Annotated in this window: 24 protein-coding genes; 1 reads left to right on the top strand and 23 read right to left on the bottom strand. The window is 69.6% G+C overall.

Features of this window, described 5'->3' with window-relative positions; all coding sequences use genetic code 11:
• Positions 1 to 13 precede the first annotated feature (13 nt).
• The 16 genes from DBV35_RS18315 to DBV35_RS18240 all read right to left on the bottom strand — a co-directional run bounded on the left by DBV35_RS18315 (position 14) and on the right by DBV35_RS18240 (position 16,235).
• Positions 14 to 193, bottom strand: a complete 180-nt coding sequence (locus DBV35_RS18315; protein WP_108661735.1) for a hypothetical protein — start codon at positions 191 to 193, stop codon at positions 14 to 16.
• A gap of 195 nt (positions 194 to 388) precedes the next feature.
• Entirely contained in the window at positions 389 to 1,582 is a 1,194-nt protein-coding gene (locus DBV35_RS18310) for a prohibitin family protein (RefSeq protein WP_108661734.1), read from the bottom strand.
• Positions 1,579 to 3,198 (bottom strand): cyclic peptide export ABC transporter, encoded by a 1,620-nt coding sequence (locus tag DBV35_RS18305; RefSeq protein ID WP_108662005.1) that lies wholly within the window; start codon positions 3,196 to 3,198, stop codon positions 1,579 to 1,581. Before DBV35_RS18305 ends, DBV35_RS18310 begins: the two co-directional genes overlap by 4 nt.
• A gap of 49 nt (positions 3,199 to 3,247) precedes the next feature.
• Entirely contained in the window at positions 3,248 to 4,837 is a 1,590-nt protein-coding gene (locus tag DBV35_RS18300; protein WP_170134975.1) for an NAD(P)/FAD-dependent oxidoreductase, read from the bottom strand.
• 161 nt (positions 4,838 to 4,998) lie between these two features.
• On the bottom strand, positions 4,999 to 5,628 hold the full coding sequence (locus tag DBV35_RS18295; protein ID WP_108661732.1) for a YcjF family protein: 630 nt from the start codon (positions 5,626 to 5,628) through the stop codon (positions 4,999 to 5,001).
• 450 nt (positions 5,629 to 6,078) lie between these two features.
• Complete coding sequence (locus tag DBV35_RS18290) at positions 6,079 to 6,816, bottom strand: tellurite resistance TerB family protein (protein ID WP_108661731.1); 738 nt, start codon at positions 6,814 to 6,816, stop codon at positions 6,079 to 6,081.
• Positions 6,817 to 6,918: 102 nt separating this feature from the next.
• Entirely contained in the window at positions 6,919 to 7,551 is a 633-nt protein-coding gene (gene maiA / locus DBV35_RS18285) for a maleylacetoacetate isomerase (protein ID WP_108661730.1), read from the bottom strand.
• Positions 7,552 to 7,597: 46 nt separating this feature from the next.
• Complete coding sequence (gene fahA, locus DBV35_RS18280) at positions 7,598 to 8,872, bottom strand: fumarylacetoacetase (RefSeq protein WP_108661729.1); 1,275 nt, start codon at positions 8,870 to 8,872, stop codon at positions 7,598 to 7,600.
• A 29-nt stretch (positions 8,873 to 8,901) separates the two neighbouring features.
• A complete protein-coding gene (gene hmgA, locus DBV35_RS18275; protein WP_108661728.1) occupies positions 8,902 to 10,263 on the bottom strand; it encodes a homogentisate 1,2-dioxygenase in 1,362 nt (453 codons plus the stop codon).
• Positions 10,264 to 10,602: 339 nt separating this feature from the next.
• Positions 10,603 to 11,403 (bottom strand): YoaK family protein, encoded by an 801-nt coding sequence (locus DBV35_RS18270; protein ID WP_108661727.1) that lies wholly within the window; start codon positions 11,401 to 11,403, stop codon positions 10,603 to 10,605.
• 136 nt (positions 11,404 to 11,539) lie between these two features.
• Complete coding sequence (locus DBV35_RS18265; protein WP_157961841.1) at positions 11,540 to 12,307, bottom strand: maleate cis-trans isomerase family protein; 768 nt, start codon at positions 12,305 to 12,307, stop codon at positions 11,540 to 11,542.
• 112 nt (positions 12,308 to 12,419) lie between these two features.
• The gene (locus DBV35_RS18260; RefSeq protein ID WP_117434487.1) at positions 12,420 to 13,286 is read right to left on the bottom strand and encodes a substrate-binding periplasmic protein; all 867 of its coding nucleotides are present in this window, start codon (positions 13,284 to 13,286) and stop codon (positions 12,420 to 12,422) included.
• Between the two features lie 25 nt (positions 13,287 to 13,311).
• On the bottom strand, positions 13,312 to 13,965 hold the full coding sequence (locus DBV35_RS18255) for an amino acid ABC transporter permease (RefSeq protein ID WP_157961840.1): 654 nt from the start codon (positions 13,963 to 13,965) through the stop codon (positions 13,312 to 13,314).
• 16 nt (positions 13,966 to 13,981) lie between these two features.
• A complete protein-coding gene (locus tag DBV35_RS18250; RefSeq protein ID WP_108661723.1) occupies positions 13,982 to 14,677 on the bottom strand; it encodes an amino acid ABC transporter permease in 696 nt (231 codons plus the stop codon).
• Positions 14,674 to 15,483, bottom strand: a complete 810-nt coding sequence (locus DBV35_RS18245; protein ID WP_205648721.1) for an amino acid ABC transporter ATP-binding protein — start codon at positions 15,481 to 15,483, stop codon at positions 14,674 to 14,676. The genes DBV35_RS18250 and DBV35_RS18245 overlap by 4 nt, the downstream gene beginning before the upstream one ends.
• Positions 15,484 to 15,488: 5 nt before the next feature.
• On the bottom strand, positions 15,489 to 16,235 hold the full coding sequence (locus DBV35_RS18240; protein WP_108661721.1) for an SDR family oxidoreductase: 747 nt from the start codon (positions 16,233 to 16,235) through the stop codon (positions 15,489 to 15,491).
• Positions 16,236 to 16,439: 204 nt separating this feature from the next.
• On the opposite strand from DBV35_RS18240, the gene DBV35_RS18235 reads away from it, so the two are divergent.
• Positions 16,440 to 17,354, top strand: coding sequence for a LysR substrate-binding domain-containing protein (locus DBV35_RS18235; RefSeq protein WP_108661720.1), 915 nt, complete (start codon positions 16,440 to 16,442; stop codon positions 17,352 to 17,354).
• 5 nt (positions 17,355 to 17,359) lie between these two features.
• On the opposite strand, the gene DBV35_RS18230 is transcribed toward DBV35_RS18235, so the two are convergent.
• The 7 genes from DBV35_RS18230 to DBV35_RS18200 are packed head-to-tail and all read right to left on the bottom strand — an operon-like array spanning position 17,360 to position 23,442.
• The gene (locus tag DBV35_RS18230; protein WP_108661719.1) at positions 17,360 to 18,028 is read right to left on the bottom strand and encodes a 4-carboxy-4-hydroxy-2-oxoadipate aldolase/oxaloacetate decarboxylase; all 669 of its coding nucleotides are present in this window, start codon (positions 18,026 to 18,028) and stop codon (positions 17,360 to 17,362) included.
• A 10-nt stretch (positions 18,029 to 18,038) separates the two neighbouring features.
• Positions 18,039 to 19,271, bottom strand: a complete 1,233-nt coding sequence (locus DBV35_RS18225) for an aminotransferase class I/II-fold pyridoxal phosphate-dependent enzyme (RefSeq protein ID WP_245943977.1) — start codon at positions 19,269 to 19,271, stop codon at positions 18,039 to 18,041.
• A complete protein-coding gene (locus tag DBV35_RS18220; RefSeq protein WP_108661717.1) occupies positions 19,268 to 20,035 on the bottom strand; it encodes a LamB/YcsF family protein in 768 nt (255 codons plus the stop codon). The genes DBV35_RS18225 and DBV35_RS18220 overlap by 4 nt, the downstream gene beginning before the upstream one ends.
• Positions 20,032 to 20,418 (bottom strand): biotin/lipoyl attachment domain-containing protein, encoded by a 387-nt coding sequence (locus DBV35_RS18215; protein WP_157961839.1) that lies wholly within the window; start codon positions 20,416 to 20,418, stop codon positions 20,032 to 20,034. The genes DBV35_RS18220 and DBV35_RS18215 overlap by 4 nt, the downstream gene beginning before the upstream one ends.
• The gene (locus DBV35_RS18210; RefSeq protein ID WP_108661715.1) at positions 20,406 to 21,389 is read right to left on the bottom strand and encodes a 5-oxoprolinase subunit C family protein; all 984 of its coding nucleotides are present in this window, start codon (positions 21,387 to 21,389) and stop codon (positions 20,406 to 20,408) included. The genes DBV35_RS18215 and DBV35_RS18210 overlap by 13 nt, the downstream gene beginning before the upstream one ends.
• The gene (gene pxpB, locus DBV35_RS18205) at positions 21,383 to 22,093 is read right to left on the bottom strand and encodes a 5-oxoprolinase subunit PxpB (RefSeq protein WP_108661714.1); all 711 of its coding nucleotides are present in this window, start codon (positions 22,091 to 22,093) and stop codon (positions 21,383 to 21,385) included. Before pxpB ends, DBV35_RS18210 begins: the two co-directional genes overlap by 7 nt.
• On the bottom strand, positions 22,090 to 23,442 hold the full coding sequence (locus tag DBV35_RS18200; protein WP_108661713.1) for an acetyl-CoA carboxylase biotin carboxylase subunit: 1,353 nt from the start codon (positions 23,440 to 23,442) through the stop codon (positions 22,090 to 22,092). The genes pxpB and DBV35_RS18200 overlap by 4 nt, the downstream gene beginning before the upstream one ends.

Genomic DNA, 23,442 nt, shown 5'->3' with positions numbered 1-23,442 from the left:
GGCCCGGCGGCCGTCAGCGCTCCGGTTGCGGCCGTTCGAGCATGATCAGCGCGAAGAAGACGAGGAGCGGCGTCAGGAACACGCTGAGCAGCACGGTGCCCCAATAGCCGATCCGCGCATCCTTGCCGCGTATCCCGACGATGAGGCAGAGGCCGAAATAGATGAGAACCGGGACGAACCCGAGAATGCCCATGTGACCCCCCTCTAGCTCTGGCGCGCGGGGACCGACCCGCTCGCCTGCCGATGTTCGCCCGGTCGCGCCGTCGCGCCCTGATCTTTGCCTGGTGCCGGAAAAATCATGGGCCTCTCTCCATTCGAGACGGCGATCCTACAGGATCGGCCGGACCGCGTCCGCTTCGCGGCCGGGTTGCGGCCGGGTTGGGGGCGCCTACCGGTTGCCATTGGTCGTCCCGCCCATTGCCGGTTGCGTGGTCCCGCTCCCGCTCCCGCTCCCGTTGCCGCTGCCGCCCGGCGCCGACTGCGTGTCGGACGGTGCCGCCGGAGCGGGCGATGCGGGCGTGCTCGTGGTGCCGCCATCGCTGTCCTGCGGGACGCCCCCGAACGCGGCGGGCGATTCGGGCAGCGGGTCGCTCGTATAGGGCTCGCCCGTGGTGGAGGACGGCTCCTCGAACGGCTGCGGGAACAGCGAGGGAAGAGTATCCCCGTCGGGCGCCGTCTGCGGGTCGTCTTTGCCCGCGCCGGGTGGTGGCGGTGGCAGGTTCGACAGGTCGCTGCCGAGGATCAGCGGCATCTGGTCCTGGCCACCCCCAACGATCACGATCTTGGAGTTCTGCGACTGGGCGATCCGCACGGTCGCCTCGATGCCGCGCCAGGTGAGGAGGGGCGGCGTCAGCGCCTCGGCCACCTCGTCATAGAATTGGCGGATGCCGACGGCCTCGATCCGCTTGCGCTCGGCCTCTATGCGTTCGAGCTGGAGGCGGAACTCGTGCGTCTGCACCGCCTGCTCCTCGACGAGCTTGCGGGCGATCGCGGCGTTCACCTCCGGCGGCAGCACGAGGCGGCGGATCAGGACGTCGACGAGCTCGATATTGTGCGGCGCGATCTGCTCGGCGGCGCTGCTGCGGATCTCCAGCGAGACGGCCCGCGTGTCGCGCGAATAGAGGGCATGCGTGTCGTACTTGCCGATCACCTGGCGGGTCGATTCCATGATGATCGGGCGGACCTTGCGCTCATAATAGTCCGGTCCGAGGCCGACATGGAGCTGCGGCAGGTGCTCTTCGTTGGGGTGGTAGAGGACGCTGAGATCCACCTCGATCACGAGCCCGTCGGTCGACTGCGCGATGACCGTGATGTCGTTCTCCTGGGTCCGCATCTCGTAGAGATAGACCGAGTTCCAGGGCCACTTGTAATTGATGCCCTCGCGCAGCGTGAGCGACAGATCCGTGCCGCCCAGGAAGACGCGGTAGATGACGCCCGCCGAGCCCGGCGGCACCAGCACGAACAGCGTCTGCCACAGGAAGATCAGCGAGACGCCGACGAAGAGCGAGAAGATGATCGTCGCGTCGAGCCACCGGTGGCGCTTCGCCGGCTGCTTGGCGGTCATGGTGGTGGCGGCCTTCATTCCGCTAGGCTCCGCTCAACGGTGCGGCCGTCTTCCATGAAGATGACGCGATCGGCGACATGGAAATACCGATCGTCATGGCTGACGATGACCAGCGTTTTGCCTTGGGATCGCCACTCGGGCACGAGGACCTCGTAGAAATACTTTCTGAATTCGGGATCCTGATCCGCAGCCCACTCGTCGAATATCGATATCTGCTTGCCTTCCAGAAGAGTTGTCAAGAGAGCCAAACGCTTACGTTGTCCCGTGGACAAGTTGATCTCGCTGAACCGCCCGTCCTCGTAGCGCGTCTTGTGCTGGAGCTGCATCCGCTCCAGGAGGCCCTGCACGGTGTCCGGATCCACCCCGTCGAGGCCGTAGAGGCGGTCGAAGAGGTGGAAGTCGGAGAAGATCGCGGAGAAGAGGTTGCGATAGTCGGTGAGGTTCGACTGGTCGACGCGCCTGCCGTCCCACATCATGACGCCCGATTGCGGCTCGTAGAGGCGCGTGACGAGGCGCAGGAGCGTCGACTTCCCGCTGCCATTCCCGCCGACAATGAACAGCACCTCGCCCGCCTTGATCTCGAGATCGAGCGGCCCGACGCTGAAGAGCGGCTGCCCGGCGGGGTCGAAATAGCTGTAGCTGATCATCCGGCAGGAGATGCCTTCCTTCAGCACAGGCGCGTCCTTGGCGGTGCTCTCCGCCGCCTTCTCGTCCGCCGCGTCGAGCTTGCGCTCCAGCTCCTCCAGATTGTCGATCGCGAAGTTGGCGCGGGCGAGCATCGGCAGCGCGCGCAGCACGATCTCGATCGCCGAGCCCACGAAGATCACGACATTGATGACCTTCGCCGCGACCTCGGCCGAGTCCTCGTTCTGCGGCAGGCCGAACACCAGGACGCCCATCAGGAGATAGAAGAAGAAGTTCGTGATGTTCGCGCCGGCATTGAAGCGCTGGGCCGAGGCGACGCGGTGGTGGTGCGTCGCTTCGGACAGGGTCGCGATGTAGTTCTCCTGAAGATCGTCGCCGCGCGCGGTGCTGATCTTCACCTCCTTGAAGCCGTTCAGGAGGTTGAGGAAGGCGTTGTAGAATTGGGTGTCCGCCTGCGCGGCGCTGCGCAGGATGTCGGCGCTGCGCTCCTGGCTGCGCTTGTAGAAATAGACCGCGCTGCCGAAGAGGACGATCGTGATCGCGAAGGCGAGCAGCGACAGCGTCGCCACATAGAAGGCCGAGAAGCACAGCATCACGCCCGAGGAGAAGCCGTGGACGATGATCGTCCCCGCCTCCGACAGGGTCTGCGTGTCGCGCGGCAGGGTGACGGCGATGCGCCGCTGCAGCCCCTCGATCGAGCGCATGTCCGCGCGGCGGATCTTCTCCGCGAAGCGCGTGCGGGTGCGGTCGAGGAGGGCTTCCACGACGCGCGCCGTCCCATTCAGCGCGTAGCTCTTGGCGTAGAGGAAGGTCGCGCAGCTGAGGATGAAGACGCCGATCAGCGTCACCTGCGCGCTGGCGTTCTTGTCGTACTCGGTGACCGTGTTCACGACCGCGAGCACCGCGCCCATGGCGACGCCGGCCGCGATCGTCGCGAGCACGATGCGGTTGCGCTCGTCGCCGGCCGCGGCGAGCAGAAGTCGCAGCATCTTCACAGGCGACCTCCGAGCCGGCGCGCCGCTATCCGCCGCCGGGCGCTCAAGCCGCTCTCAGCTGTTCGACGAGCCAGTGGTCCATCTCGAGCTGCGCCGTCAGCCCCTGCCGGCCGAAGCGGGTGGCGGGGTCGGTGTAGGCGAAGTTCGGCGGAAGGTCGGGGATCGATTCGTAGACCGCGAAGATCTCCTTCGCCGCCTCGCCGGGCGCCTTCCGCTCCTCGGCGACCTCCTGGAGGATGGCGTAGGCGTTGAGCATCTTCTCCGCGATGTGCGGGTGGTCGGGCGTCAGCGCCCCCGGCAGCACCGAGTTCTCGAGGTGCTCGAAGGCGGCGGGGTCGTTGCTGCGCTCGAAATCGGTGAACGCCTTGGCGAGCCGCAGGACGCCGTAGGTCTGGCTGAGCCCCCAGAAGCGGAACCAGGCGTTCCACAGCGAGAAGTCGCGGAACGAGGTGTAGGCGCCGTGGACGAGGCGGTCGTTCCAGCGCGCGGTCTCGCTCTGGAGCGTCTTCAGCGGGGTGAGGTGCTTCTCGGAGAAGTCGTTCTTGCGCGCGCCCTCGATGAGGAGCTGGGCGGCGAGGTTGATCACCTCCATCGAGTTGCTGAGGCCGCGCGAGAAAAGGGGGTCGATGAAGTCGGCGGAGTGGGACAGGAGGCACCAGCGATCGCCGACATTGGTGCTGGAGGTGTATTGGAGGCGGCCCGACGAGATCCACTCGCGGATGGGCTTCGCGTCGCGGAACTGGGAGCGGATCCCCGGATAGTCCGCGATGATGTTCTGGAATTCCTCGAACGGGTCGATGTCCGGCTTCGGCCGCACGCGCGGGTCGAGCTGCAGGCCGACGCTGACGACATTGTTCATCGCGTCGTCGTGGTTGTTGAACGGGATCACCCACATCCAGCCTTCGCGGAAGATGTGGTGGAGCGTCCCGTGGTGCCAGGGCGTGAGCCTCGGCGCGGGCGTGCCGGCCGGCACCGCCTCGTCATAGGGCCGCACGTCGATCATGTGGGTGAACATCGTGCGCGTGGTGGTCGCGAGCCTCGGCTCCGCGTCGCGGATGCCGAGCTTGCGCGCGAGCAGCGAGACGTAGCCGCTGCCGTCCACGAAGCAGCGCGCGGCGATGTCGAACTTGCGGTCGGTGGTGAGCGTGACGCGGTCGTCCGCGAACACGATTTCACTGATCCCGGTTTTCTGGTGGACCTTGCAGCCGTAGCGGATCGCGGTCTGCAGCAGATAGGAATCGACGTCCTGCCGGTAGAGGTGGGACTCGCGGAAATTGGCGCGCGCGACGCCGAGCTGGTGGCACTCGTCGGGCGCGTGGTGCGCGTTCGGGCGCTGGAAGACGAAGCCGAAATTGCTCTTCTGCCCGCACGCGCGGGAGACGTTGCGGCTCACATTCTCGAACGAGGTGAGCGCGTCGAGCTCGGGAATGTCGTGCCGCAGCGCGAGCGATTTCAGCATCAGCGAGGTCTGCGGGATCGTCGACTCGCCGATCGCGAACTGCGGGTGCTCACCCTTCTCGACCAGAATGACGCTGAGTCCGTTCTTGGCGAGGATGATGCCGAGGATCGTGCTCGCGATGCCGCTGCCGGCGATCGCGATGTCCCAGATTTTCGGTTCTTGGTGGTCGCTCATGGATCTACGGCTTCTCATCGGGACGACGAGGTCGATCGCGCGGCGAGGGCGCGACGGCCCGCCGTGGCCGGGCTGTCACCTCCCGGCCGTGCATCGGATTGGGATGGAGCCAAGGCGGCGCGAAAGGGGCCCAAAGCCACCCGCGCCGCGCAAGGTTTGCCTCAGTTCGCGGCGCTGGCGGTCCGCTTCGTCGAGGCGGTTTCCTTCGGCTTGTCTTCGGTCTTCGGCGTGATGTCCTCGGCGGCCATCGCGGGATCGTCCTTCGACTTGCGGGCGCGCGCGAACTCGGCCTTGAAGCGCTCCTTCACGTCGCCGACGGTCAGGTTCTCGATCGTCCCGCCATTGGCGAAGTACGAGGCGAAGGTCCGCCCGAGCGCATAGGTGATCGCGCCATAAAGGGCCGGGAAGGTCGCCATGCCGAGCGCGGTGCCGACGACGGGAACCGCGCGCACCGTCGACAGCGCGGCGTAGCCGACGCCGGCCTGCGGAATGACGGAGGCGACGAGCGAGGTAACCGTGGTCTTCACGATCTGCTCGGAGAAGGGGACGCCGTAAAGCTCGGCGAGCTGGGAGATCATCCGCATCTGGATGGTGCTCGCGGCGGCGATGTCGAGGAGCGGCAGCGGGATGAGGCCCCCGGCGGCGCCGTAGGCGGCGTGCCGTTTGATGATGGCCCTCGCCTTGTCCTTCAGATCCTTGTCGGGACCCATGTCCCCCATAGACGCGGCGCGATCCGCCGCGACCGCAGAGTCGGTCGTCTGAGCGTCACCGTCGACATTCGACGCGGTCATAAGGATATCCTCTCGTGTTCGCGCGCCACCTTTGCAGCGATTCACTATGGATTCAACTAAATACTAGGCCATTTTTACTGTTACATCCACGCCAGAGATAAATCGTTATCACGCGCAGTTCCGGCCGTCGGTTGCGCGGTAACGTTGCTATTTATTTCGTACTTTGGCGCAGCATCCGGAGAAATGGCGCGCTTTCTCGCGTGGGGGCAGGGCCTCACGGGAAGTTGACTGGCGGGTGGGGAGGCGACCGACGCGCGATGCGCCCCACAGGGGCCGCGATGCGGCGCTGCCGCAAGGCTCGGGACGGCAAGTTTGTTGCTCGCGGGGGGGCGCGGCGAGGGTGGGGCGCGGCCCGCGCTGCGCCCGTCGCGTGAGGATGGGCGAGGGTGTCGGCGGCGCCCCTCGGGACGCCGCCATCATCGGCCGCGCGAGCGCGGCCGTGTCGTGTTGTCAGTCGACGCCGAGACGGGCGGCTTCGGCCTCGGCATCGAGATAGCCGCGCAGGCCCTCCGGGAGGCCGAGGCGGTCGGCGAGGGACTGGAGGTAGGCCTGCTCCTGCGGCGTGTCCGGATCGATGCTGAGCGCGGAGGCGAGATAGATCTCGGCCCTCTGCTCGTCGGTCCGGGCGAGGCGGGCGATGGTCGCGGCGTCGGCCGGGTCCGAGAAATAATCGTAGAGGGCCGCCTTCTCCGTCGGCCCGAGGTCCCACTCCTTGACCTGCTCGCGGATCCGGCGGTGCTCGTCCTGGTAGATGTGGTCGTCGCTCTGGGCGGCCGCGATCATCGCGCGCACGAGGATCAGGCGGAAATCGTCGCCCGCCGCGTCGCGGTCATTCTCGACATCGAAGCCGGCGGGGGCGATGGGCGTCGGCGCGCTCGCCGGGATCTGCGCCGGGGCCTGGGCCTGAGCCGGGGCGGCGGCGTTCTTCGCCTGCCAGTCGCGATAGGCCTTGTAGGCGAGGCCGCCGACGACCGCGAGGCCGCCATAGGTGATGACCTTCCCGCCGAGCCCGCCCTTCTTCTTCGAGCCGGTGAGCATCCCCATCAGCCCGCCCGCCGCCGCGCCGCCGAGGAGGCTGCCCGCAAGTCCGCCGCCGCGCCCGCCCGGCTGGCCGCCGTCGCCGCTGCCGCCCGTCTGGCCGGGGAGCTGGGAGCCGAGAACGCTCTCCAGAATCTTGTTCACATCCATCGGGTAGACCTTTCCGCGTTCGTCTCGACCAGTCGTGCCCGCCGGAGCTACGGACCGCCCCCGCGCCGATCAAGACTCTGCGGCGTTTGGACCGCCGGCCGATCAGCCCGGCTGCACCGGCGCGGCGGCGCGAAAGGCGGCCACCGACGCGCACGCCTCGGCGACCGCGTTGACGCGCGTGAGGTCGGCCGTGTCCACCCCCCACCGCGCCGCGTTGTAGACCTGCGGCACGAGGCAGAAGTCCGCGAGGCCGGGGGCCGCGCCATGGCAGAAGGGGCCGGTGCCGGGGTGGTCGAGCAGGGTGTCGAAGGCGGCGAGGCCGCGGCGGATGAAGTGGGCCATCCACGCTCGCCGCGCGGCCTCCGGGTCGGCCGTCCCGCGCACATGGACCGAGACGACGGACGGATTGCAGATCGGGTGCGTGTCGGAGGCGATCACATGGGCAAGCGCCAGCAGGCGTGCGCGTTCGGCCGGATCGTCCGGCAGGAAGCCCGCCGCCCGCGTCCGGTCGACATAGTCGATGATCGCGAGCGACTGGGTGAGGCGCAGGCCGTCGATCTCCAGCACCGGGACGAAGGCCTGCGGGTTGCGGGCGATGTGCTCGGGCGCATGCTGCGCGCCGGCGAGGAGGTCGATGGGGACGGCGCGGAACGGGATCGCGGCGGCATGGAGCGCGATCCGCACCCGATAGCTCGCCGAGGAGCGCCAGTAGTCGTAGAGCACCGCCTCGCTCATCGCGCGCCCCGCGCCGCCGCGGCCAGGCGCCCGCGCGCCGGGGGGCTCACGACGGAACGTCCGGGGCGGGCCGGATCGTCCCGCGGCACTCGCCGAAGCCGATCCGGTAGCCGTCGCCCTCGGCATGGCCCTTGAGGGTGAGGGTGTCTCCATCCTCGATGAAGGTGCGCCGCGCGCCGCCCGGCAGTTCGATCGGATCGCGCCCGCCCCACGTCATCTCGAGGAGGGAGCCGTAACTCTCCCGCGTCGGCCCGGAGATGGTGCCGGAGCCGAGGAGGTCGCCGGTCCGCATCGCGCAGCCGGACGAGGCATGATGGGCGAGCTGCTGCGCGGCCGAATAATAGAGTTCGCGCGCGTTCGTCCGGCTGATCGTCGCGGAGGGTCCCGACGCCCCCGCCATCTCGACCGAGAGGGCGATGTCATAATGGCCCGGCCCGTCGTCCCGCAGGTAGGGCAGGAGCGGCTTTTCGCGCGGCGGGGCGCCGACGGCGAAGGGCGCCAGCGCGAGGCGGCTCACGATCCAGGGTGAGATCGTCGTCCCGAACGCTTTCGCCTGGAAGGGGCCGAGCGGCTGGTATTCCCAGGCCTGGATGTCGCGCGCCGACCAGTCGTTGAGGAGGACGTAGCCGAAGATCATCTGCGCCGCCTCGGCGACCGTCACCGGCGACCCCATCGCGGACGGCGTGCCGACGATCGCACCCATCTCGAGTTCGATGTCGAGCCGGCGGGAGGGGCCGAAGGTCGGCGCGTCCGCGTCGGCCGCCTTGGTCTGCCCGAGCGGGCGGCGGATGTCGGTGCCGGAGACCACCACCGTGGAGGCGCGGCCATTGTAGCCGATCGGGATGTGCAGCCAGTTCGGCGGCAGCGCGTTCTCCGGTCCGCGGAACATGGTGCCGACATTGAAGGCGTGCTGACGGCCGGCATAGAAGTCGGTGTATTCGGCGACCGTGAAGGGCAGGTGGAGCCGCGCTTCGCTCATCTGGACCAGATGGGGGGCGAGCGCCTCGCGCGCCGCCGCCCCTTCGGCGAGCATCGTCTGGAGCGCGGCGCGGAACGCCGCCCACACCGCCGGTCCCGCCGCCATGAAGGCGTTCCAGTCCGGCCCCGCCAGCGGGTCGGCGGCGCCATCCGGCAGCGCGCCGCGGAGCGCGGGGGCGAGCACGGGCGCGGCCGCCGTCACGTCGAGGATCATCGCGCCGATCGCGATGCCGAGATGATGCCGCCGCCCCGGCGCCGAGAAGACGCCGTGGGGGAGGTTGTTCAGCGGGAAGTCGGTCTCGGCGGCATTGGCCGAGACCACCCAGCTTCTCATAAGGGGCATGATGCGACGTGTCCGTCTGTGGCGCGGCGCTATTTGCGGCCGGGCGTGCCGTCGAAGTGCTTCTCGAGGCTCGTCCAGCAGTCGATATAATCGTCCTGCAGCGGCGCCTCCTCAGCGGCGAAGCGGGTGAGGTGCTGGGGAAAGCGCGTCTCGAACATGAAGCTCATCGTCTCCTCCAGCTTGTGCGGCTTGAGGTCGGCGTTGGACGCCTTCTCGAACGCCTCCCGGTCCGGCCCGTGAGGCAGCATCATGTTGTGAAGGCTCATCCCGCCCGGCACGAAGCCCTGGGGCTTCGCGTCATACTGGCCGTAGATGTTGCCCATCAGCTCCGACATCACGTTCTTGTGGTACCAGGGCGGGCGGAACGTATCCTCCATCACCATCCACCGCTCGCGGAAGAGCACGAAGTCGATGTTCGCAGTCCCCGCGACGCCCGAGGGCGCGGTGAGCACGGTGAAGATCGAGGGGTCGGGATGGTCGAACAGGATCGCCCCGATCGGGCAATAATTGCGCATGTCGTACTTCACCGGCGCGTAGTTGCCGTGCCAGGCGACGACGTCGAGCGGGGAATGGCCGATCTCGGTGACGTGGAACGCGCCGCACCATTTCACCGTCACGGTGGAGGGCGTCTCGCGATCCTCGAACGCGGCGACGGGGGTCTTGAAGTCGCGCCGGTTTGCCATGCAGTTCGCCCCGATCGGGCCGCGGCCGGGCAGCTCGAACTTCTGGCCGTAGTTCTCGCACACGAAGCCGCGGCACGGCCCTTCCAGCACCTCGACGCGATAGACGAGGCCGCGCGGTAGGATGGCGATCTCCTTCGGTTCGAGGTCGATCACGCCGAGCTCGGTCGCAAAGCGCAGCCGCCCCTGCTGGGGGACGACGAGGAGCTCTGAATCGGCGCTGTAGAAGTAGGAATCCACCATCGATCGGGTGACGAGATAGATGTGGCTCGCCATCCCGGTCTGCGTGTTGACGTCGCCCGCCGTCGTCATCGTGCGCATGCCGGTGATCCAGGTGAGATCGGCATCCGTGTGCGGCACCGGATCCCAGCGATATTGGCCGAGCGAGATGATGTCGGGGTCGATGTTCGGGGCCGTCACCCAGTAGGGCACGTCGATCTTCTTGAACCGGCTCGTGTGCTTCACCGAGGGGCGGATGCGGTAGCACCAAGTCCGCTCGTTCTGGTGCGCGGGGGCGGTGAAGGCGGTGCCTGAAAGCTGTTCGCCATAGAGGCCGTAATTGCACTTTTGCGGGCTGTTCATGCCTTGCGGCAGCGCGCCCGGCAGCGCCTCGGTCTCGAAATCGTTGCCGAAGCCCGGCATGTAGCCGTCGGTGGTGCCGACGGGGGTCGCGGCCGCGGTCAGCGTCGTCGGCGGCGTCAGCTTGTTCATCGAGGCGTCCTCCCGATTGCAGCGGTGGGGGTCATCGCTATTAGTTGAAAATGTAACTATCAAGGGGCGCGTCGCCGGGGTGGGTCGGCTCAGTCCGCGAGGCGATCGCCCGATCATCCGTTCGTCGAGCACTTCAACCTTCGTCTTCGCAGCTCGTTGCGAGCCGGGGCGGGCGGGCGATGTTTGATGGGGCCGACACAAAGCGTCCGGCGGACCCGCCATCGGCGTTCCCGAGCTTGACGGGCGGCAGGGGCCCGAAACCCGTGCGCCGTCGCGCGGTTTGGGCGGTGGGTCCGCGCGTGCTCGGCGGCTGGACGCGATCGCGCGTCACTTCATGCTTCAAACGCTTCGCGCGGACGAGCCCGCTTCGCCGGGGCCGCCGGCCGTGGCGCCGGCGAGGGCGGCGCCATCAGACGGCCCGGCGCGCGCGGCATCCTCATGGTGCGGCGCCCGTTCGGGGATCGGCGCCGGCCACACCATGTGGAGCGCCGTCATCGCCGCGAGGATCGCGAGCGCGGTCCACAGCGAGGCTTCGAGGCCGAAGCGCAGCATGACGGCCGCACCGGCCGCCCCGCCCGCCACGATGCTGCACCACGACAGCGCGGCAAGGCCCGCCTTCGTGGCGTTCCCGCGCCGCCGGATCCGCGCGAGCCCGGCGCCGAGCGAATAGAGCGTGCCGGTCACGAAGGTCCGGCCGATCTCGGAGCCGGCGACGGTGTCGCGCAGCACGTTCTGGATCGCCATGGCGAAGCACAGGGGCAGCGTCGCGACGAGGTCCGGCACCTTGCCGGAAAGCCCGAGCGCGGCCGCGAAGAGAAGCGCCTCCACCCCCATGATGCTGAGGAAGAGCAGGCGCGCGGGGATCATCAGCGCAAGGCGCGTCGCGAGCGCCGCACCGGCCACGAACGTTGCGATGATCGCCGCGCCCGCGAGGATCAGGCCGCGGTCGCCCTGGAGGATCGCCGTCGCGAAGGAGGTGGTGTTGCCGCTCATGAACGCGACATTGAGGCCGAGAAGGTGGAGCGCCCCGACGGCGTCCACGAACCCCGACACCGCGGTGATCTGGGCGGCGAAGGCAACGCGCCGGGCAAGCCCCGCGCTCTCTGCTTGGCCCGGCTCCGTCGTGGCGAACACACTCATGCAGTCGCGGCCCCTCGTGCGTCCTCGTGCGATCCCGCTCGGCGGAGCCTACTGATGCGCATGACGCGCGATCCGTCGAGGCCCCTGGGGCAGGGGCGAGATCCGCTGACGCCCGCAGACGCCGGCGTCGCACCCGTTAGGCGGCCGCGGGCTCGGCCGGCAGGGGGCGGGAGAACAAGCTGCCCGGGCCGGGGGCCGTCAGGCCGAGGGCGCCGAGGGCGGCCCACAGGGAGACCTGGTTGGAGCAGAGGACCGGGAGGCCCGTCTCGGCCTCCAGTCGCTCGATCTGGTCCATCGCGCGCAGGTTGGTGCAGCTGATGAAGATCGCATCGGCGCGCGCGATCGCGTCCGGTTGCGACAGGATGAGGTCCGCGACCGCCGACGAGGGTGTCGCGCGGATCGCGTCGTCATTCTCGCACGGCACCGAGTCGGCGTGGACGACCTCGAAGCCGTAATATTCGAGGAAGGCGATCTCCAGCGCGTTGATGTTGTCCGGATAGGGCGTCACGAGGAAGACGCGCCTGGCGCCCACCGCCGTCAGCCCCTGGAGGAGCGCGGCCGAGGTCGTCGTCGCCGGAACGCCGGTGAGGGCGGTGATCTTGTCGGACAGCTCGGTCTGCCGCCCGTGCCCGTTCACGAAGCTGCCCGAGGTGCAGCAATAGACGATCACCTCCGGCGAGGCCTCGGCGAGGTCGATCGCCGCCGGACCCAGCGACAGGGCCAGCGCGCCCAGCGACTCGCGCGTCACCTTCTTTCGCTCCTCGCCAAAACTCTCCGGGCTGCGGCGCGACAGGCGGTGGATGTTCACGGCGACGCCCGGCGGCAGATAGCGCGGAATCTCCGCCTCGATGGTCCAGTTCGCGGGAGGGACGAGGATGCCGATGCGGCGGGGCGCGAGGTCCATGGTCGATGCCAATGCGGTCGGAGGGGGGCGGGGCGGCGTCAGGGGCGCGGCGGGACAGACCCCGCACCGGGCCGGGCGGAGGGGTGCTCCGCCCGGATGCGTTCGGAAAGGGTCAGCTCGCGTCGAGCAGCTCCTCGACATACTTGTCGTAGACCTGCTGGATGCGGCCGCTCTCCTTCGAGGCGATCGTCCAGGTCTCCAGATAGGACTTCCACGACGTGTCGCCGTAGCGGATCGCCCACGTGTTCGGACGGCGGTCGAACGGCTGGTCCGGCGCCACGATCGCGGCCCACGGGTTGTTCTTGACGAAGATCTGCGCGTCCATCTCGCCGCCCATGAAGAGGTGGGCGCGCTTGGCGCGGATCGGCTCCATCGCGAGCGAGAGCTGGCCCGACGTCGTGATCATCTGCGCCTTCGGGAACAACGCCCGTACGCGGCTTTCCTCGGCCTGGCCCGCGCCCTGCGAGAAGATCACGTCGGGATCGTTGAAGTCGGACGGCGAGGAGAAGCGCTCCAGGAAGTCCTTGTGGGTGATCGCGACGTTGCCCTTCGACCAGAGCGGGCCGACATAGTCGATCGTCAGCGCGCGCGGCGGGGTGTAGGCGAGCGAGGCGCCGAACACGTCATAGTCGCCGTTGCGCAGCGCGACGGTCGCGGTCGCGAAGTCGACTTCCTTGAACTCGACTTCGGCTTCCATGTCGCGGGCGAGGTCGTCGATGAGGTCCTTGTAGACGCCGCGGAGCTCGCCGGACTTCAGGTCGCGATAGAACCACAGCGGGGTCTGCGCGTAGCCGACGGAGAGCTTGCCCGTGCTGCGCACCTTGGCGAGGACGGATTCGGGATCGAGGCCGCCATTGCCGGGGATCGCCTGGGCGGCGGCCGGGCGCGCGCCCATCGTCGCGCCGGCGCCGAGGGCGACCGCGCCGCCGGCGACGAGGGCCATCCCCTTCAGGACGTCACGCTTGCTAGTGAGTTCCATAGATCACCTCCTGCTGTACGAAGTTTCAGGAAAGACGTTCGCGCAGTCGGGCTTCGACCTTGCGGGCTGCCATCGATATCAACGTAATCGTCAAGATATAAATGGACGCAACGAACGTCAGGACTTCCAACGGCTCGTAGTATCGGTTGATGATTGAGTTGGCGTGGTAGAGAAGATCCTGAACGCCAATCACCGATACGACCGTCGACGACTTGAATACGATAACCATCTGGTTGATGAGCGAGGGTATCGAGTTCAGCAGAACCTGCGGCGTCAGGATCTGCACGACGATGGTGGCGGGGCGCAGGCCGAGCGCCGCCGCCGCCTCGCGTTGACCGCGCGCGATGGCGAGGAACCCGCCACGGAACGTCTCGGAGAGGTAGGCCCCGGTCTGGAGGACCAGCGCCGCGCACGCCGCCTGCCACACCGTGTCCGGCCAGCCGAAGAGGTCCGGCCAGACATAGGCGACCCAGACGAGGCCGACATAGACCGGCGTCGCGCGGAAGAATTCCGCGATCGCCGTCGCGATCCAGCGCGTCGGCCGCGACACGAAGCCGAGGAGCGTCAGCACCGCGCCGAGCACGATGCCGCCGAAGAAGCCGATCGCGCAGAGCTCCAGCGTCACGAGGAAGCCCTGCCAGAACAGCGGCAATCCCGGAATGATGACGCGCGTGATCATGTCCATGGGATGGCCTTCACGCGATCCGCTGGTTCAGCACGTGGGCGAGCCAGCGCACCCCGAGGCTCGCCGTCAGGATCGTGACGACGAAGATCAGCGCGGTGCCCGTGTAGATCGGCACCGGCCGCATCAGCTGCGAGGTCATGAGAGAGGCCTGGTACATCAGGTCCTGGACGCCGATCAGCGAGACGATCGAGGTCGACTTGAAGAGCGAGATCGAGACGTTGAGGAGCTCGGGCGCGAGGCGCAGCACGATCTGCGGCAGGAGGATGCGGAGCGTCACGTCGCGCGGGCTAAGGCCGAGCGCCTCTCCCGCCTCCGTCTGCCCCCGCGGGGTGGCCTGGAAGCCGGCGCGGAAGGTCTCCGCGAAGTAGCCGGAGAAGACGAGGCCGAGCGCGATGACGGCGGTCGCCTGCGCCTCGAAGCTCACCCGTGTGTCGAAGAGGCGGCTGATGAACACCGGCAGCGCGATATAGAGCCAGATGATCAGGACATATTCGGGGATGTTGCGCACGAACTCGCACAGCCCGATCGACAGGCGGCGCAGCCACGGCCGCCCGCGCACGGCCGCGAGCGCGGCGAGGAAGCCGAGCGTCAGCGCCAGCGCCAGCGAAAGGCCGAAGACCTCCAGCGTCTTGAGGAGGCCGCGCAGGAGCAGCGCGCGATATTCCCACAGGAGGGACGGGTCGAGAAGCTCGCCGAGCGCGCTCATGCCGCGCCCCCGAACTGCACCGTGCGCAGGAAGCGCTCGAGGTTCGCGTTTCCCGCGCCCCCGAACACCGTCTCGGGCGGGCCGTCGACCTCGAGCCGGCCCTTGTGCAGGAACACGATCCGGTCGGAGACGGCGCGGGCGAAGGCCATCTCGTGGGTGACGATCATCATCGTCATCCCCTCGTCCGCGAGCGCCTGCATCGTGAGGAGAACCTCGTGCGTCAGCTCCGGGTCGAGGGAGGAGGTCGCCTCGTCGAACAGCATCAGGCGCGGCCGCATCGCCAGCGCACGCGCGATCGCGACGCGCTGCTGCTGTCCGCCCGAGAGGCGCGCGGGGAAGCGGCGGGCGTGCTCAAGCATCCCGACCCGGTCGAGGAAATGCTCGGCCGTCTCGCGCGCCGTCGCGCGTGACATGCGGCGCACGCGGCGCAGCGCCACCATCACGTTGCCGAGCGCCGTCATGTGCGGCCACAGATTGAAGTGCTGGAAGACCATGCCCATCTCGGCGCGCTGCGCGGAGAGGGCCGCGGCGGAGGCGGGGACGCGCCCCTCGCGCCGGCCCTGCATGGTGCCGACCTCGTCCCCGTCGAGGAGAACCTCGCCGGAGGACGGGATCTCCATGCGGTTGATACACCGCAGCAGCGTGCTCTTGCCCGAGCCCGAAGCCCCGATGAGCGTCGTGACCGATGAGCGCGGCACGTCGAGCGAGATGTCGTCGAGGACGAGAAGGTCGCCGAAGCTCTTGGAGAGGTTGCGGATCTGGAGAAGCGGCGGGCTCGCGGCTGGGCTCGGGGACGCGGCGTCCACCGCGCTCACTTCGCGGTCTTCACGATCGAAAGACCGCCCGGCGCCTGGAAGGTCGACATCATCTCCATGTGGCCGATGGTGATGTGGCTCGGCAGGTTGATGACGTAGGCGATCGCGTCGGCGACGTCGGCCGGGCCCGGAATCTCGTAGCCCTCGTACCAGTGCTGGCGCGCCTCGTCCTTCGACATGCCGTGGTTGCGGTCGAAGATCTCGGTCTCGACGCGGCCGGGGCTGAACTCGGTGATGCGCACGCGCTTGCCGTTCACGTCGATCCGGAGCTGCTGCGACAACATGCGGATCGCGGCCTTGGTCGCGTGGTAAACCGTGTTACCGCCGAAGTTGTACTGCCCCGCCATCGAGCCGATGTTCACGATGTGGCCGCGATCGCGCTCCAGCATCCCCGGCAGGAGAAGCCGCGTGATGTGCAGGACCGCACGCAGATTGAGGTCGATCAGCTCGTCGACGCCGAACTCGTCCATCGTGGTGATGTTGCCGGCGCGGCCGACGCCGGCATTGTTGATGAGGACGTCGATCTCCAGCCCCTCCACGGCGGCCTTCAGGGCCTCAGTGTCGGTGATGTCCACCGCGTGGGGGATGCAGCCGGTGCGCGCGGCGAGCTCGTCGAGCCGGTCGGCCCGGCGGGCGAGCGCGTGAACGGTGAGACCTTCGGCGCACAACCGCTCAACGAGAGCCGTGCCCATGCCGGCCGAAGCCCCAGTGACGAGTGCGGTGCGATAGTCCGAAAAGCTCATGCCGTCCCCAGGTCAGTGCGCTGATAGTGGCGCGAACGCTGAGCCCGATCCTACGGCGTACCCCCGACCCCACAAGCTCTTCCGGCCCTATGGAGGTAGAGGGATTCATTATATGTTTCCGCCCGGAGACCGCCAGGGTAGCCTTCTGGCCGCGCTGCACGAACTTCGGGCAGACCGCCGAGGGGGCACGCGAAAAAGACGGGCATGGACACCAAGCGGCTCAAATTCTTCGTCAAAATGGTCGAGACGGGCAGTGTGTCGCGGGCCGCCGCGTCCCTCAACATCGCCCAGCCCGCCCTCAGCCAGCAGCTGAGCGCGCTCGAACGCCATTTCGGCCAGCAGCTCATGGTGCGCAGCCGCCAGGGGATCGAACCGACGCAGGCCGGCCTCGCCCTCTACCGCAACGCGCAGATCATCCTGCGCCAGCTCGACCGGGCCGAGGCCGAGGTCGGGGCCGCCGGGCGCGAGCTCACCGGCAGCGTCTCGGTCGGGGTCTCGCCCTATTCGGCCGGCTCGATCGTCGCCCTGCCGCTCCTGCGCGAGATCCGCGAGCAGCACCCCGGCATCGTCGCCCACGTGACCGAGAGCGGCCACGTGATGAGCGAATTGGTGATGAACGGCACGCTCGACATGGCGGTGATCCACGGCGCGGGGCCGATGCACGGGCTCACCCATCGCAGCCTCCTGCGCGAGCAATTCTGCCTCGTCGGCCTCGCCGAGATCCTTCCCGCGACGAGCGAGGAGGGCGTCAATGTCGCAGAACTCGGCGAGTTGGGGCTGCTCCTGCCGCCGCGGCGCAACTTCGTGCGCCGCGCGGTGGACCTCGCCTTCACGCGCGCCTCCACCCGGATGACGCTCCTTGCCGAGATCGAATCGCGCACCATCCTCGGACAGGCGCTGGAGGCCGGGCTCGGCGCGACCATCGTGCCGTGGTCGGTCGCCCGTCAGCTCTCGGCGACGCGGCCGCTCGCCCTTTGCCCGGTGCGCCGGCCGACCATCGAGGAGACGGTCGCGCTCTGCACCTCCAGCGAGCGCCCGCTCGCGAGCGCCGCGCAGGCCGTCCACGACATCATCCTGTCGCTCGCCGAAGTCATGTCCGCCAGCGCGGCGAGCGGCTGAAGGCCTCAGTCGACGGTGACGCCGCGCCGGTCCATCCAGGCCTGAAGGTTGCAGATCTCGGCCACCGGCGTGCCCTGGCGCAGCGCGGCGATGGCGTTCGCCTCGGTCGCGTCGCGCGCGGCGGAGAGGCGGGCCACCTCCTCGGCCTCCTCGCGCCGGACCACCACGAGCCCGTCCGCGTCGCCGCGCACGATGTCGCCGGCACGGATCGTCTCGCCGCCGATCACGATCGGCGCGTTGAAGGTGCCGACCGATTCCTTCACCGTCCCGCGGATCGAGACGCTGCCGGAGAAGACCGGGAAGCCGAGCGCGATGAGCCCCATCGTGTCGCGCACGCCGCTGTCGGTGACGAGCCCGGCGATCCCGCGCACGACGCACGCGCTGCCGAGGACGTCGCCGAAGGTGCCGGCCTCAGCATAGGCCCCCGCCGAGACCACGATCACGTCGCCCGGAGAGGCGTAAGCGATCGCCATCTGCAGCATGATGTTGTCGCGCGGCGCGCATTCCACCGTGAACGCCGGGCCGCAGAGGTTCATGGCCCGGTCGACGGGCTTCAGCGTGCTGGAGAGCGCGCCGCGGCGGCCCTGCGCCTCGTGGATCGTCGCGGTGCCGTGGGCGGCGAGGGCTGCGACGTGGCGGGCGTCGGGGCGTTCGAAGCGGGTGTTGAGGCGCATGGGATCTCCTTCAGCGCAGCAGTGCGGCGGCCGCCGCGATCCGCGCGCAGCCTTCGGCGAGGAGCGCGTCCGAGGTCGCGATGGACAGGCGGAAGTGCGGCGACAGCCCGTAGGCCGCCCCGTGGATGGTCGCGACGCCCTGCTCGAGGAAGAACACGACCAGGTCGAGGTCGTTCGCGATGACCGCGCCGTCCGGCCGCTCCCGGCCGATCAGCCCGGCGCAATTGGGGAAGAGGTAGAACGCCCCCTCGGACGGCGTCACCGAGAGGCCCGGAACCTGTGCCAGCGCGGCGACCGCGAGGTCGCGCCGGCGGCGATAGACGGCGCGGGACGCTTCGGAGAAATCCTGCGGGCCGGAGAGCGCGGCGACCGCCGCCATCTGCGTGACGGACGAGGGGCAGGACGACATCTGCGACTGCAGCGTGTTGATCGCCCGGATCAGCGGCGGCGGGCCGAGCCCCCAGCCGAGCCGCCAGCCGGTCATCGCGTGCGACTTCGAGACCCCGTTCACGATCAGCGTGCGATCGCGCATGTGCGGCACCGCGGCGGCGAAGGAGACGGGCGCGGCCTCACCGAACCAGATCGAGTCGTAGATCTCGTCGGCGAGGACCCAGACGTGCGGGTGTGCCTCCAGCACCGCGCCGAGGGCCGCGAGCTCGGCGCGCGAATAGACCGCGCCGGTCGGGTTGCCGGGATTGTTGAGGATCAGCCAGCGCGTGCGCGGGGTGATCGCCGCCTCGAGCTGACCGGGCGTCAGGCGGAATCCATGCTCCTGCGGGCAGGTGAGGATGATTGGCGTGCCGTCATTCGCCATCACCATGTCCGGGTAGCTGACCCAGTAGGGGGCGGGGATGATCACCTCGTCGCCGGGGTCGAGCGCCGCCATCAGCGCGGAGAAGATGACGTGCTTGCCGCCGCCGCCGAGGGTGATCTCCGCCTCGACGCGGTCGATTCCGGTGTCGGCGGCATGGCGCGACAGGATCGCGCGGCGCAGCTCCGGCAGCCCGTTGACGGGGGTGTATCGGGTGCGCCCGGCGCGGATCGCGGCGATCCCGGCCTCGGCGGCGACCGATGGGGTGTCCATGTCCGGCTCGCCGACGGTGAGGTCGACGAGATCGACGCCCGCCGCCTTCAATTCGCCCGCCCGCGTCGCGGCGGCCGTGCTCGGAGAGGGGCGAATGCGCCCGACGCGCGCCGATGGCTTGAACGGGGCGGCGGTGGTGGTGAGGTCGGCCATGCTCATCGAGCGATCTCCGAAAGCGGGGCTGGCGTGGCGCCGGCCGCGATGATCGCGGAGCGGACCGCCGCCGCGAGATCCAGCGCGCCCGGCGTGTCGGAATGAACGAGGACGGACTGCACGGCGACGCGGACGGTGCCGCCGTCGATCGCCTCCACCGTCCCGTCCGCGAGCACCTTCGAGAGGCGCGCGACGACGGCGTCGGCATCGTGGAGCACGGCGCCCGGCATGGCGCGGGGGGCGAGCTGACCGTCCGCGGTGTAGGCGCGGTCGGCGAGGAACACGCTCGCCACGCGCCGCCCGGCCGCGACCGCCGCCGCCTCCATCGCCGATCCGCTCATCACGAGGTAGGCGATCTCGCGGTCGAAGGCGCTCGTGGCGCGCACCAGAGCCTCGGCGACGACGGCGTCGACGGAGGCGAGGTTGCCGAGCGCCCCGTGCGGGTTCATGTGCGTGATGCGCATACCGTGCCGACGCGCGAGACCGTCGAGCGCGCCGAGCTGGTAGAGGACGTGTGCTTCGAGTTCGGCCGGGTCCATCGCGATGGCGCGGCGGCCGAAGCCCATCCGGTCGGGGTAGCCGACATGGGCGCCGATCTCGACGCCCGCTGCTTTCGCGAGCGCGATGGTGCGGTCCATGACCACCGGGTCGCCGGCATGGTAGCCGCACGCGATGTTGGCCGAAGAGATGATCCCCATCAGCCCCGCATCGTCCGCGATGACGTAGGGACCGTAGCCTTCGCCGAGGTCGGCGTTGATGTCGATTTTCATGGAGCGTCCCGAATTGTCGCGATGACGGCGCCGTGGCCGACCGCCTCGCCCTCGGCGACTAGGCGCGGGCCGAGCCACCCGGCAGCGGGCGCGCGCACCGCGCTGAGCGTCGGGCCCTGCGCCAGGAAACCGAGAATGTCGCCGGCCTCCACCCGCGCCCCCTCTGGCGGCGGCGCGGCGGCCGACCCCGGATAGATCGCGTGGAAGACCCCGATCGCCGCCGCCTTCACCGGTGTTTCGGTGATGGGCGCCGGCGCGGATGAGCGTGGAAGCCGCAGCCGCACCCGCGCGCCGCCCTCGGCGATCTCCAGCTCGGTGAGGCCGTGCGCCTCCATCCGCGCGAGCAGCGCGGCAAGGGTCGGGATGTCCGTCAGCTCTGCCATGCGGCCCATGCCTGCCGGTGCCGCCGCGCCGCCGCGCGCACCGCGTCCACGAACGCGTCCCGCACCCGCATTGCGGCGACCGCCTCGGCGTAGGAGGTGCGCACGAAGCGCAGCATCGTGCCGGGCCGCGCCTGGGCGATGCGCCACAGGTCCGCCTCGATCACCGTGCCGATCTTGGGGTAACCGCCCATCGTCGCAGCGTCCGCGAGCTGGATGATGGGCTGCCCGCCGTGCGGCACCTGGATCACGCCCGGTACGACACCGTGCGAGCGCAGTTCCAGCGGCGCCTCCAGGGCGAGCCCCGGACCCGCGAGGCGGTAGCCGGTGCGGTTGCTCTCCCGCGTCACCCGCCATTCCGCCTCCCACAAGGCGGCGACGGATTCCGCGGTGAAATTCTCGAATTCCGCGCCGGGAAGCACCCGGAGTGCGACCGCGCCCGCCGCATCCAACGGCAGCGCGCGCGCGGGCGGAAAGGCGCCGAGCCCGCCATCGGGGAGCGCGGTGTCGTCGCCGAGGGCGGCGAGCCGGTCGCCGCGCGCCAGCACGCGGCCCTCGTATCCGCCGAACCCCTCGCGAAGCTGCGTCGCCCGCGCGCCGAGCACCGCGGGCACGTCGATCCCGCCCGCGACCGAGACATAGGCGTAGCCCCCGGCCACCGGCGCGTTGAGGCTGAGCTCCTGCCCCGCGCGCGCCCGGACCGCCCACGCGGGCGGCAGCGCCGTTCCGTCGAGCATCGCCGCGCAGTCCGCGCCGGTGACCGCGATGTCGAGGTCGGTCTCGACGCGGAGGCGGAAGGGCGGCAGCGGAACCTCGATCGCCGCCGCCTCGGGCGGATTGAGGAGAAGCGCGTTGCCGAGCGACAAAGCGAGGCCGTCCATCGCGCCGGCGCGGCCGACCCCGTGGCGGTAATGCCCGAAGCGCCCGAGATCCTGGACGGTGGCGAGCGGAGCGGCCGAGAGGACGGTCAGCATCCGATCGGTCCCCGTTGCACGAAGCGGATGCGGTCGCCGGGCGCGAGCAGCGCGGGCGGATGCCGCCGGGGGTCGAAGAACACCGTGTCGGCGTGGCCGATCGTGTGCCAGCCGGACGGCCCGGTCGAGGCCGAGACGCCCGTCTGCCCGCCCGCCACGGACACCGCGCCGCCGGGGATCGAGACGAGCGGCACCTTGCGCCGCGGCACGAAGAGGCGCGCGTCGAGCCCGCCGAGATAGGCGTACCCGGCGTGGCTGCCGATGGCGTAGACGATGTACTCCGGCGCAGAATGGATGCGCACGATCTCGGCGATATCGAGCCCGGTCAGCTCCGCGACCTCGGCCAGATGCGGCCCCCCGTCGCCGCCATACTCGACGTCGATGGTGAGGAGGCGCCCGTCAATCTCGCGGGAGATGCCACTCTCCCAGAGCGCGCAGAGGGCCGCGAACTCGGCGTCCGGGTCGGCCGGCGGCTCCACGTAGAAGACCGTGAGGTTGGTGACACCGGGCACCGCCTCGCGCACGCCGGGACGGTCCGCGAGCGCCTCGACCATCGCCCAGATCCGCCACTGCACGGTGAGGTCGAAGGCGCCCGGCGCCTCGAAGGTCAGCGCGTGCGTGCCGAGGTAGGAGAGGCGCGGGCGGGCGGCCACCGGGGACGCCACGGGGCGGGCGGGCGCATCGGCCGCCGAGGCGAGGCTCATGCCGCGGCCTCCGACCAGAGCCAACGCTCCAGATGGTCGATGCCCACCGCGCCGGCCTCGATCGCGGGATCTCGCAGGAGGCGGCGGTGGAGGGGCGCCGTCGTCTCGATCCCCTCCACGTGGAGGTCGTCGAGCGCCTCGCGCATCCGCCGCAGCGCGTCCGCCCGGTCCGTTCCGTGGACGATCAATTTGGCGAGGAGGGAATCGTAGCAGGCGGGGATCTTCTCGTTCACGCCGATGTGGGTGTCGACGCGCACGCCTTGTCCTTGCGGCAGGCGCAGCGCGGCGATCGTGCCGGCGCTCGGCACGAAGGTGCTCGGATGCTCCGCGTTGATGCGGCACTCGATGGCGTGGCCGCGCGCCGCGATCTGCGTCTGGTCGAGATCGAGCCGCTCGCCGCGCGCGACACGGAGCTGAAGCGCCACGATGTCGAGGCCCGTGACCATCTCCGTGACCGGATGCTCCACCTGGATCCGTGTGTTCATCTCGATGAAGTGGAAGGCGCCGTCCTGGTAGAGGAACTCGAACGTCCCGGCGCCGACATAGTCGATGGCGCGGCAGGCCTCGGCGCACCGGGCGCCGAGCGCGGCCACCGCAGCGCGGTCGATGCCCGGCGCGGGCGCCTCCTCCATCAGCTTCTGATGGCGGCGCTGGAGCGAGCAATCCCGGTCGCCGAGCCACAGCGCGGTCCCGTGCGTGTCGCAAAGGACCTGGATCTCGACGTGGCGCGGGGCGGTGAGGAATTTCTCGATATAGAGCGTCGGGTCGCCGAAGAAGCGCGCGGCCTCCTCGCGCGTCTGCTCGAGCGCGGGGGCAAGCTCCGCCGGAGTCCGCACGAGGCGCATACCGCGCCCGCCGCCGCCGCCCGCCGCCTTGATCATGACCGGATAGCCGAGATCCTCGGCGAGCGCGCGCACAGCCGCGGGGTCCTGCGGCAGCGGGGTGTCCGGGCCCGGCACGCACGGGACGCCGGCCGCGCGCATCGCGCGCTTGGCGGCCATCTTGTCGCCCATGCGGCGGATGCAGTCGGCCGGCGGGCCGACGAACACGAGGCCTGCGTCGGTGACGGCCTGCGCGAAGGCCGCGTTCTCGGACAGGAAGCCGTAGCCGGGGTGGATCGCACCGGCGCCGGTCGCCTGCGCGGCCATCAGGATCGCCGCGCCGTTGAGATAGCTCGCCGAGGCGCGGGCGGGACCGATCGCGATGGCGGTGTCCGCCTCGGCGAGCCATCCCGCCTTCGCGTCCTCGGTGGAGTGGACGGCGATGGTGCGCAGGCCAAGCGTGCGGGCGGCGCGGATGATGCGGAGGGCAATTTCGCCCCGGTTGGCGACGAGAACGGCGTCGAACAT

The sequence above is a fragment of the Acuticoccus kandeliae genome, assembly GCF_003073115.1.
The sequence above is the reverse complement of the archived record's forward strand: the minus strand, read 5'-3'. Positions and strand labels throughout refer to the sequence as shown.

Coding starts and splice junctions, on each gene's coding strand:
- DBV35_RS18250 (WP_108661723.1), bottom strand. CDS start 14,677: ATGAGCGCGCTCGGCGAGCTTCTCGACCCGTCCCTCCTGTGGGAATAT.
- DBV35_RS18290 (WP_108661731.1), bottom strand. CDS start 6,816: ATGGATGTGAACAAGATTCTGGAGAGCGTTCTCGGCTCCCAGCTCCCC.
- DBV35_RS18210 (WP_108661715.1), bottom strand. CDS start 21,389: ATGCTGACCGTCCTCTCGGCCGCTCCGCTCGCCACCGTCCAGGATCTC.
- DBV35_RS18310 (WP_108661734.1), bottom strand. CDS start 1,582: ATGAAGGCCGCCACCACCATGACCGCCAAGCAGCCGGCGAAGCGCCAC.
- DBV35_RS18230 (WP_108661719.1), bottom strand. CDS start 18,028: ATGCGCCTCAACACCCGCTTCGAACGCCCCGACGCCCGCCACGTCGCA.
- DBV35_RS18255 (WP_157961840.1), bottom strand. CDS start 13,965: ATGATCACGCGCGTCATCATTCCGGGATTGCCGCTGTTCTGGCAGGGC.
- DBV35_RS18295 (WP_108661732.1), bottom strand. CDS start 5,628: ATGACCGCGTCGAATGTCGACGGTGACGCTCAGACGACCGACTCTGCG.
- DBV35_RS18315 (WP_108661735.1), bottom strand. CDS start 193: ATGGGCATTCTCGGGTTCGTCCCGGTTCTCATCTATTTCGGCCTCTGC.
- DBV35_RS18200 (WP_108661713.1), bottom strand. CDS start 23,442: ATGTTCGACGCCGTTCTCGTCGCCAACCGGGGCGAAATTGCCCTCCGC.
- DBV35_RS18265 (WP_157961841.1), bottom strand. CDS start 12,307: ATGGACCTCGCGCCCCGCCGCATCGGCATCCTCGTCCCTCCCGCGAAC.
- DBV35_RS18305 (WP_108662005.1), bottom strand. CDS start 3,198: ATGCTGCGACTTCTGCTCGCCGCGGCCGGCGACGAGCGCAACCGCATC.
- DBV35_RS18225 (WP_245943977.1), bottom strand. CDS start 19,271: ATGAGCATGGCCGACCTCACCACCACCGCCGCCCCGTTCAAGCCATCG.
- DBV35_RS18240 (WP_108661721.1), bottom strand. CDS start 16,235: ATGAGCTTTTCGGACTATCGCACCGCACTCGTCACTGGGGCTTCGGCC.
- DBV35_RS18220 (WP_108661717.1), bottom strand. CDS start 20,035: ATGAAAATCGACATCAACGCCGACCTCGGCGAAGGCTACGGTCCCTAC.
- DBV35_RS18215 (WP_157961839.1), bottom strand. CDS start 20,418: ATGGCAGAGCTGACGGACATCCCGACCCTTGCCGCGCTGCTCGCGCGG.
- DBV35_RS18235 (WP_108661720.1), top strand. CDS start 16,440: ATGGACACCAAGCGGCTCAAATTCTTCGTCAAAATGGTCGAGACGGGC.
- DBV35_RS18260 (WP_117434487.1), bottom strand. CDS start 13,286: ATGGAACTCACTAGCAAGCGTGACGTCCTGAAGGGGATGGCCCTCGTC.
- maiA (WP_108661730.1), bottom strand. CDS start 7,551: ATGAGCGAGGCGGTGCTCTACGACTACTGGCGCTCCTCGGCGAGCTAT.
- DBV35_RS18300 (WP_170134975.1), bottom strand. CDS start 4,837: ATGAGCGACCACCAAGAACCGAAAATCTGGGACATCGCGATCGCCGGC.
- DBV35_RS18270 (WP_108661727.1), bottom strand. CDS start 11,403: ATGAGTGTGTTCGCCACGACGGAGCCGGGCCAAGCAGAGAGCGCGGGG.
- pxpB (WP_108661714.1), bottom strand. CDS start 22,093: ATGAGCCTCGCCTCGGCGGCCGATGCGCCCGCCCGCCCCGTGGCGTCC.
- hmgA (WP_108661728.1), bottom strand. CDS start 10,263: ATGAACAAGCTGACGCCGCCGACGACGCTGACCGCGGCCGCGACCCCC.
- fahA (WP_108661729.1), bottom strand. CDS start 8,872: ATGCCCCTTATGAGAAGCTGGGTGGTCTCGGCCAATGCCGCCGAGACC.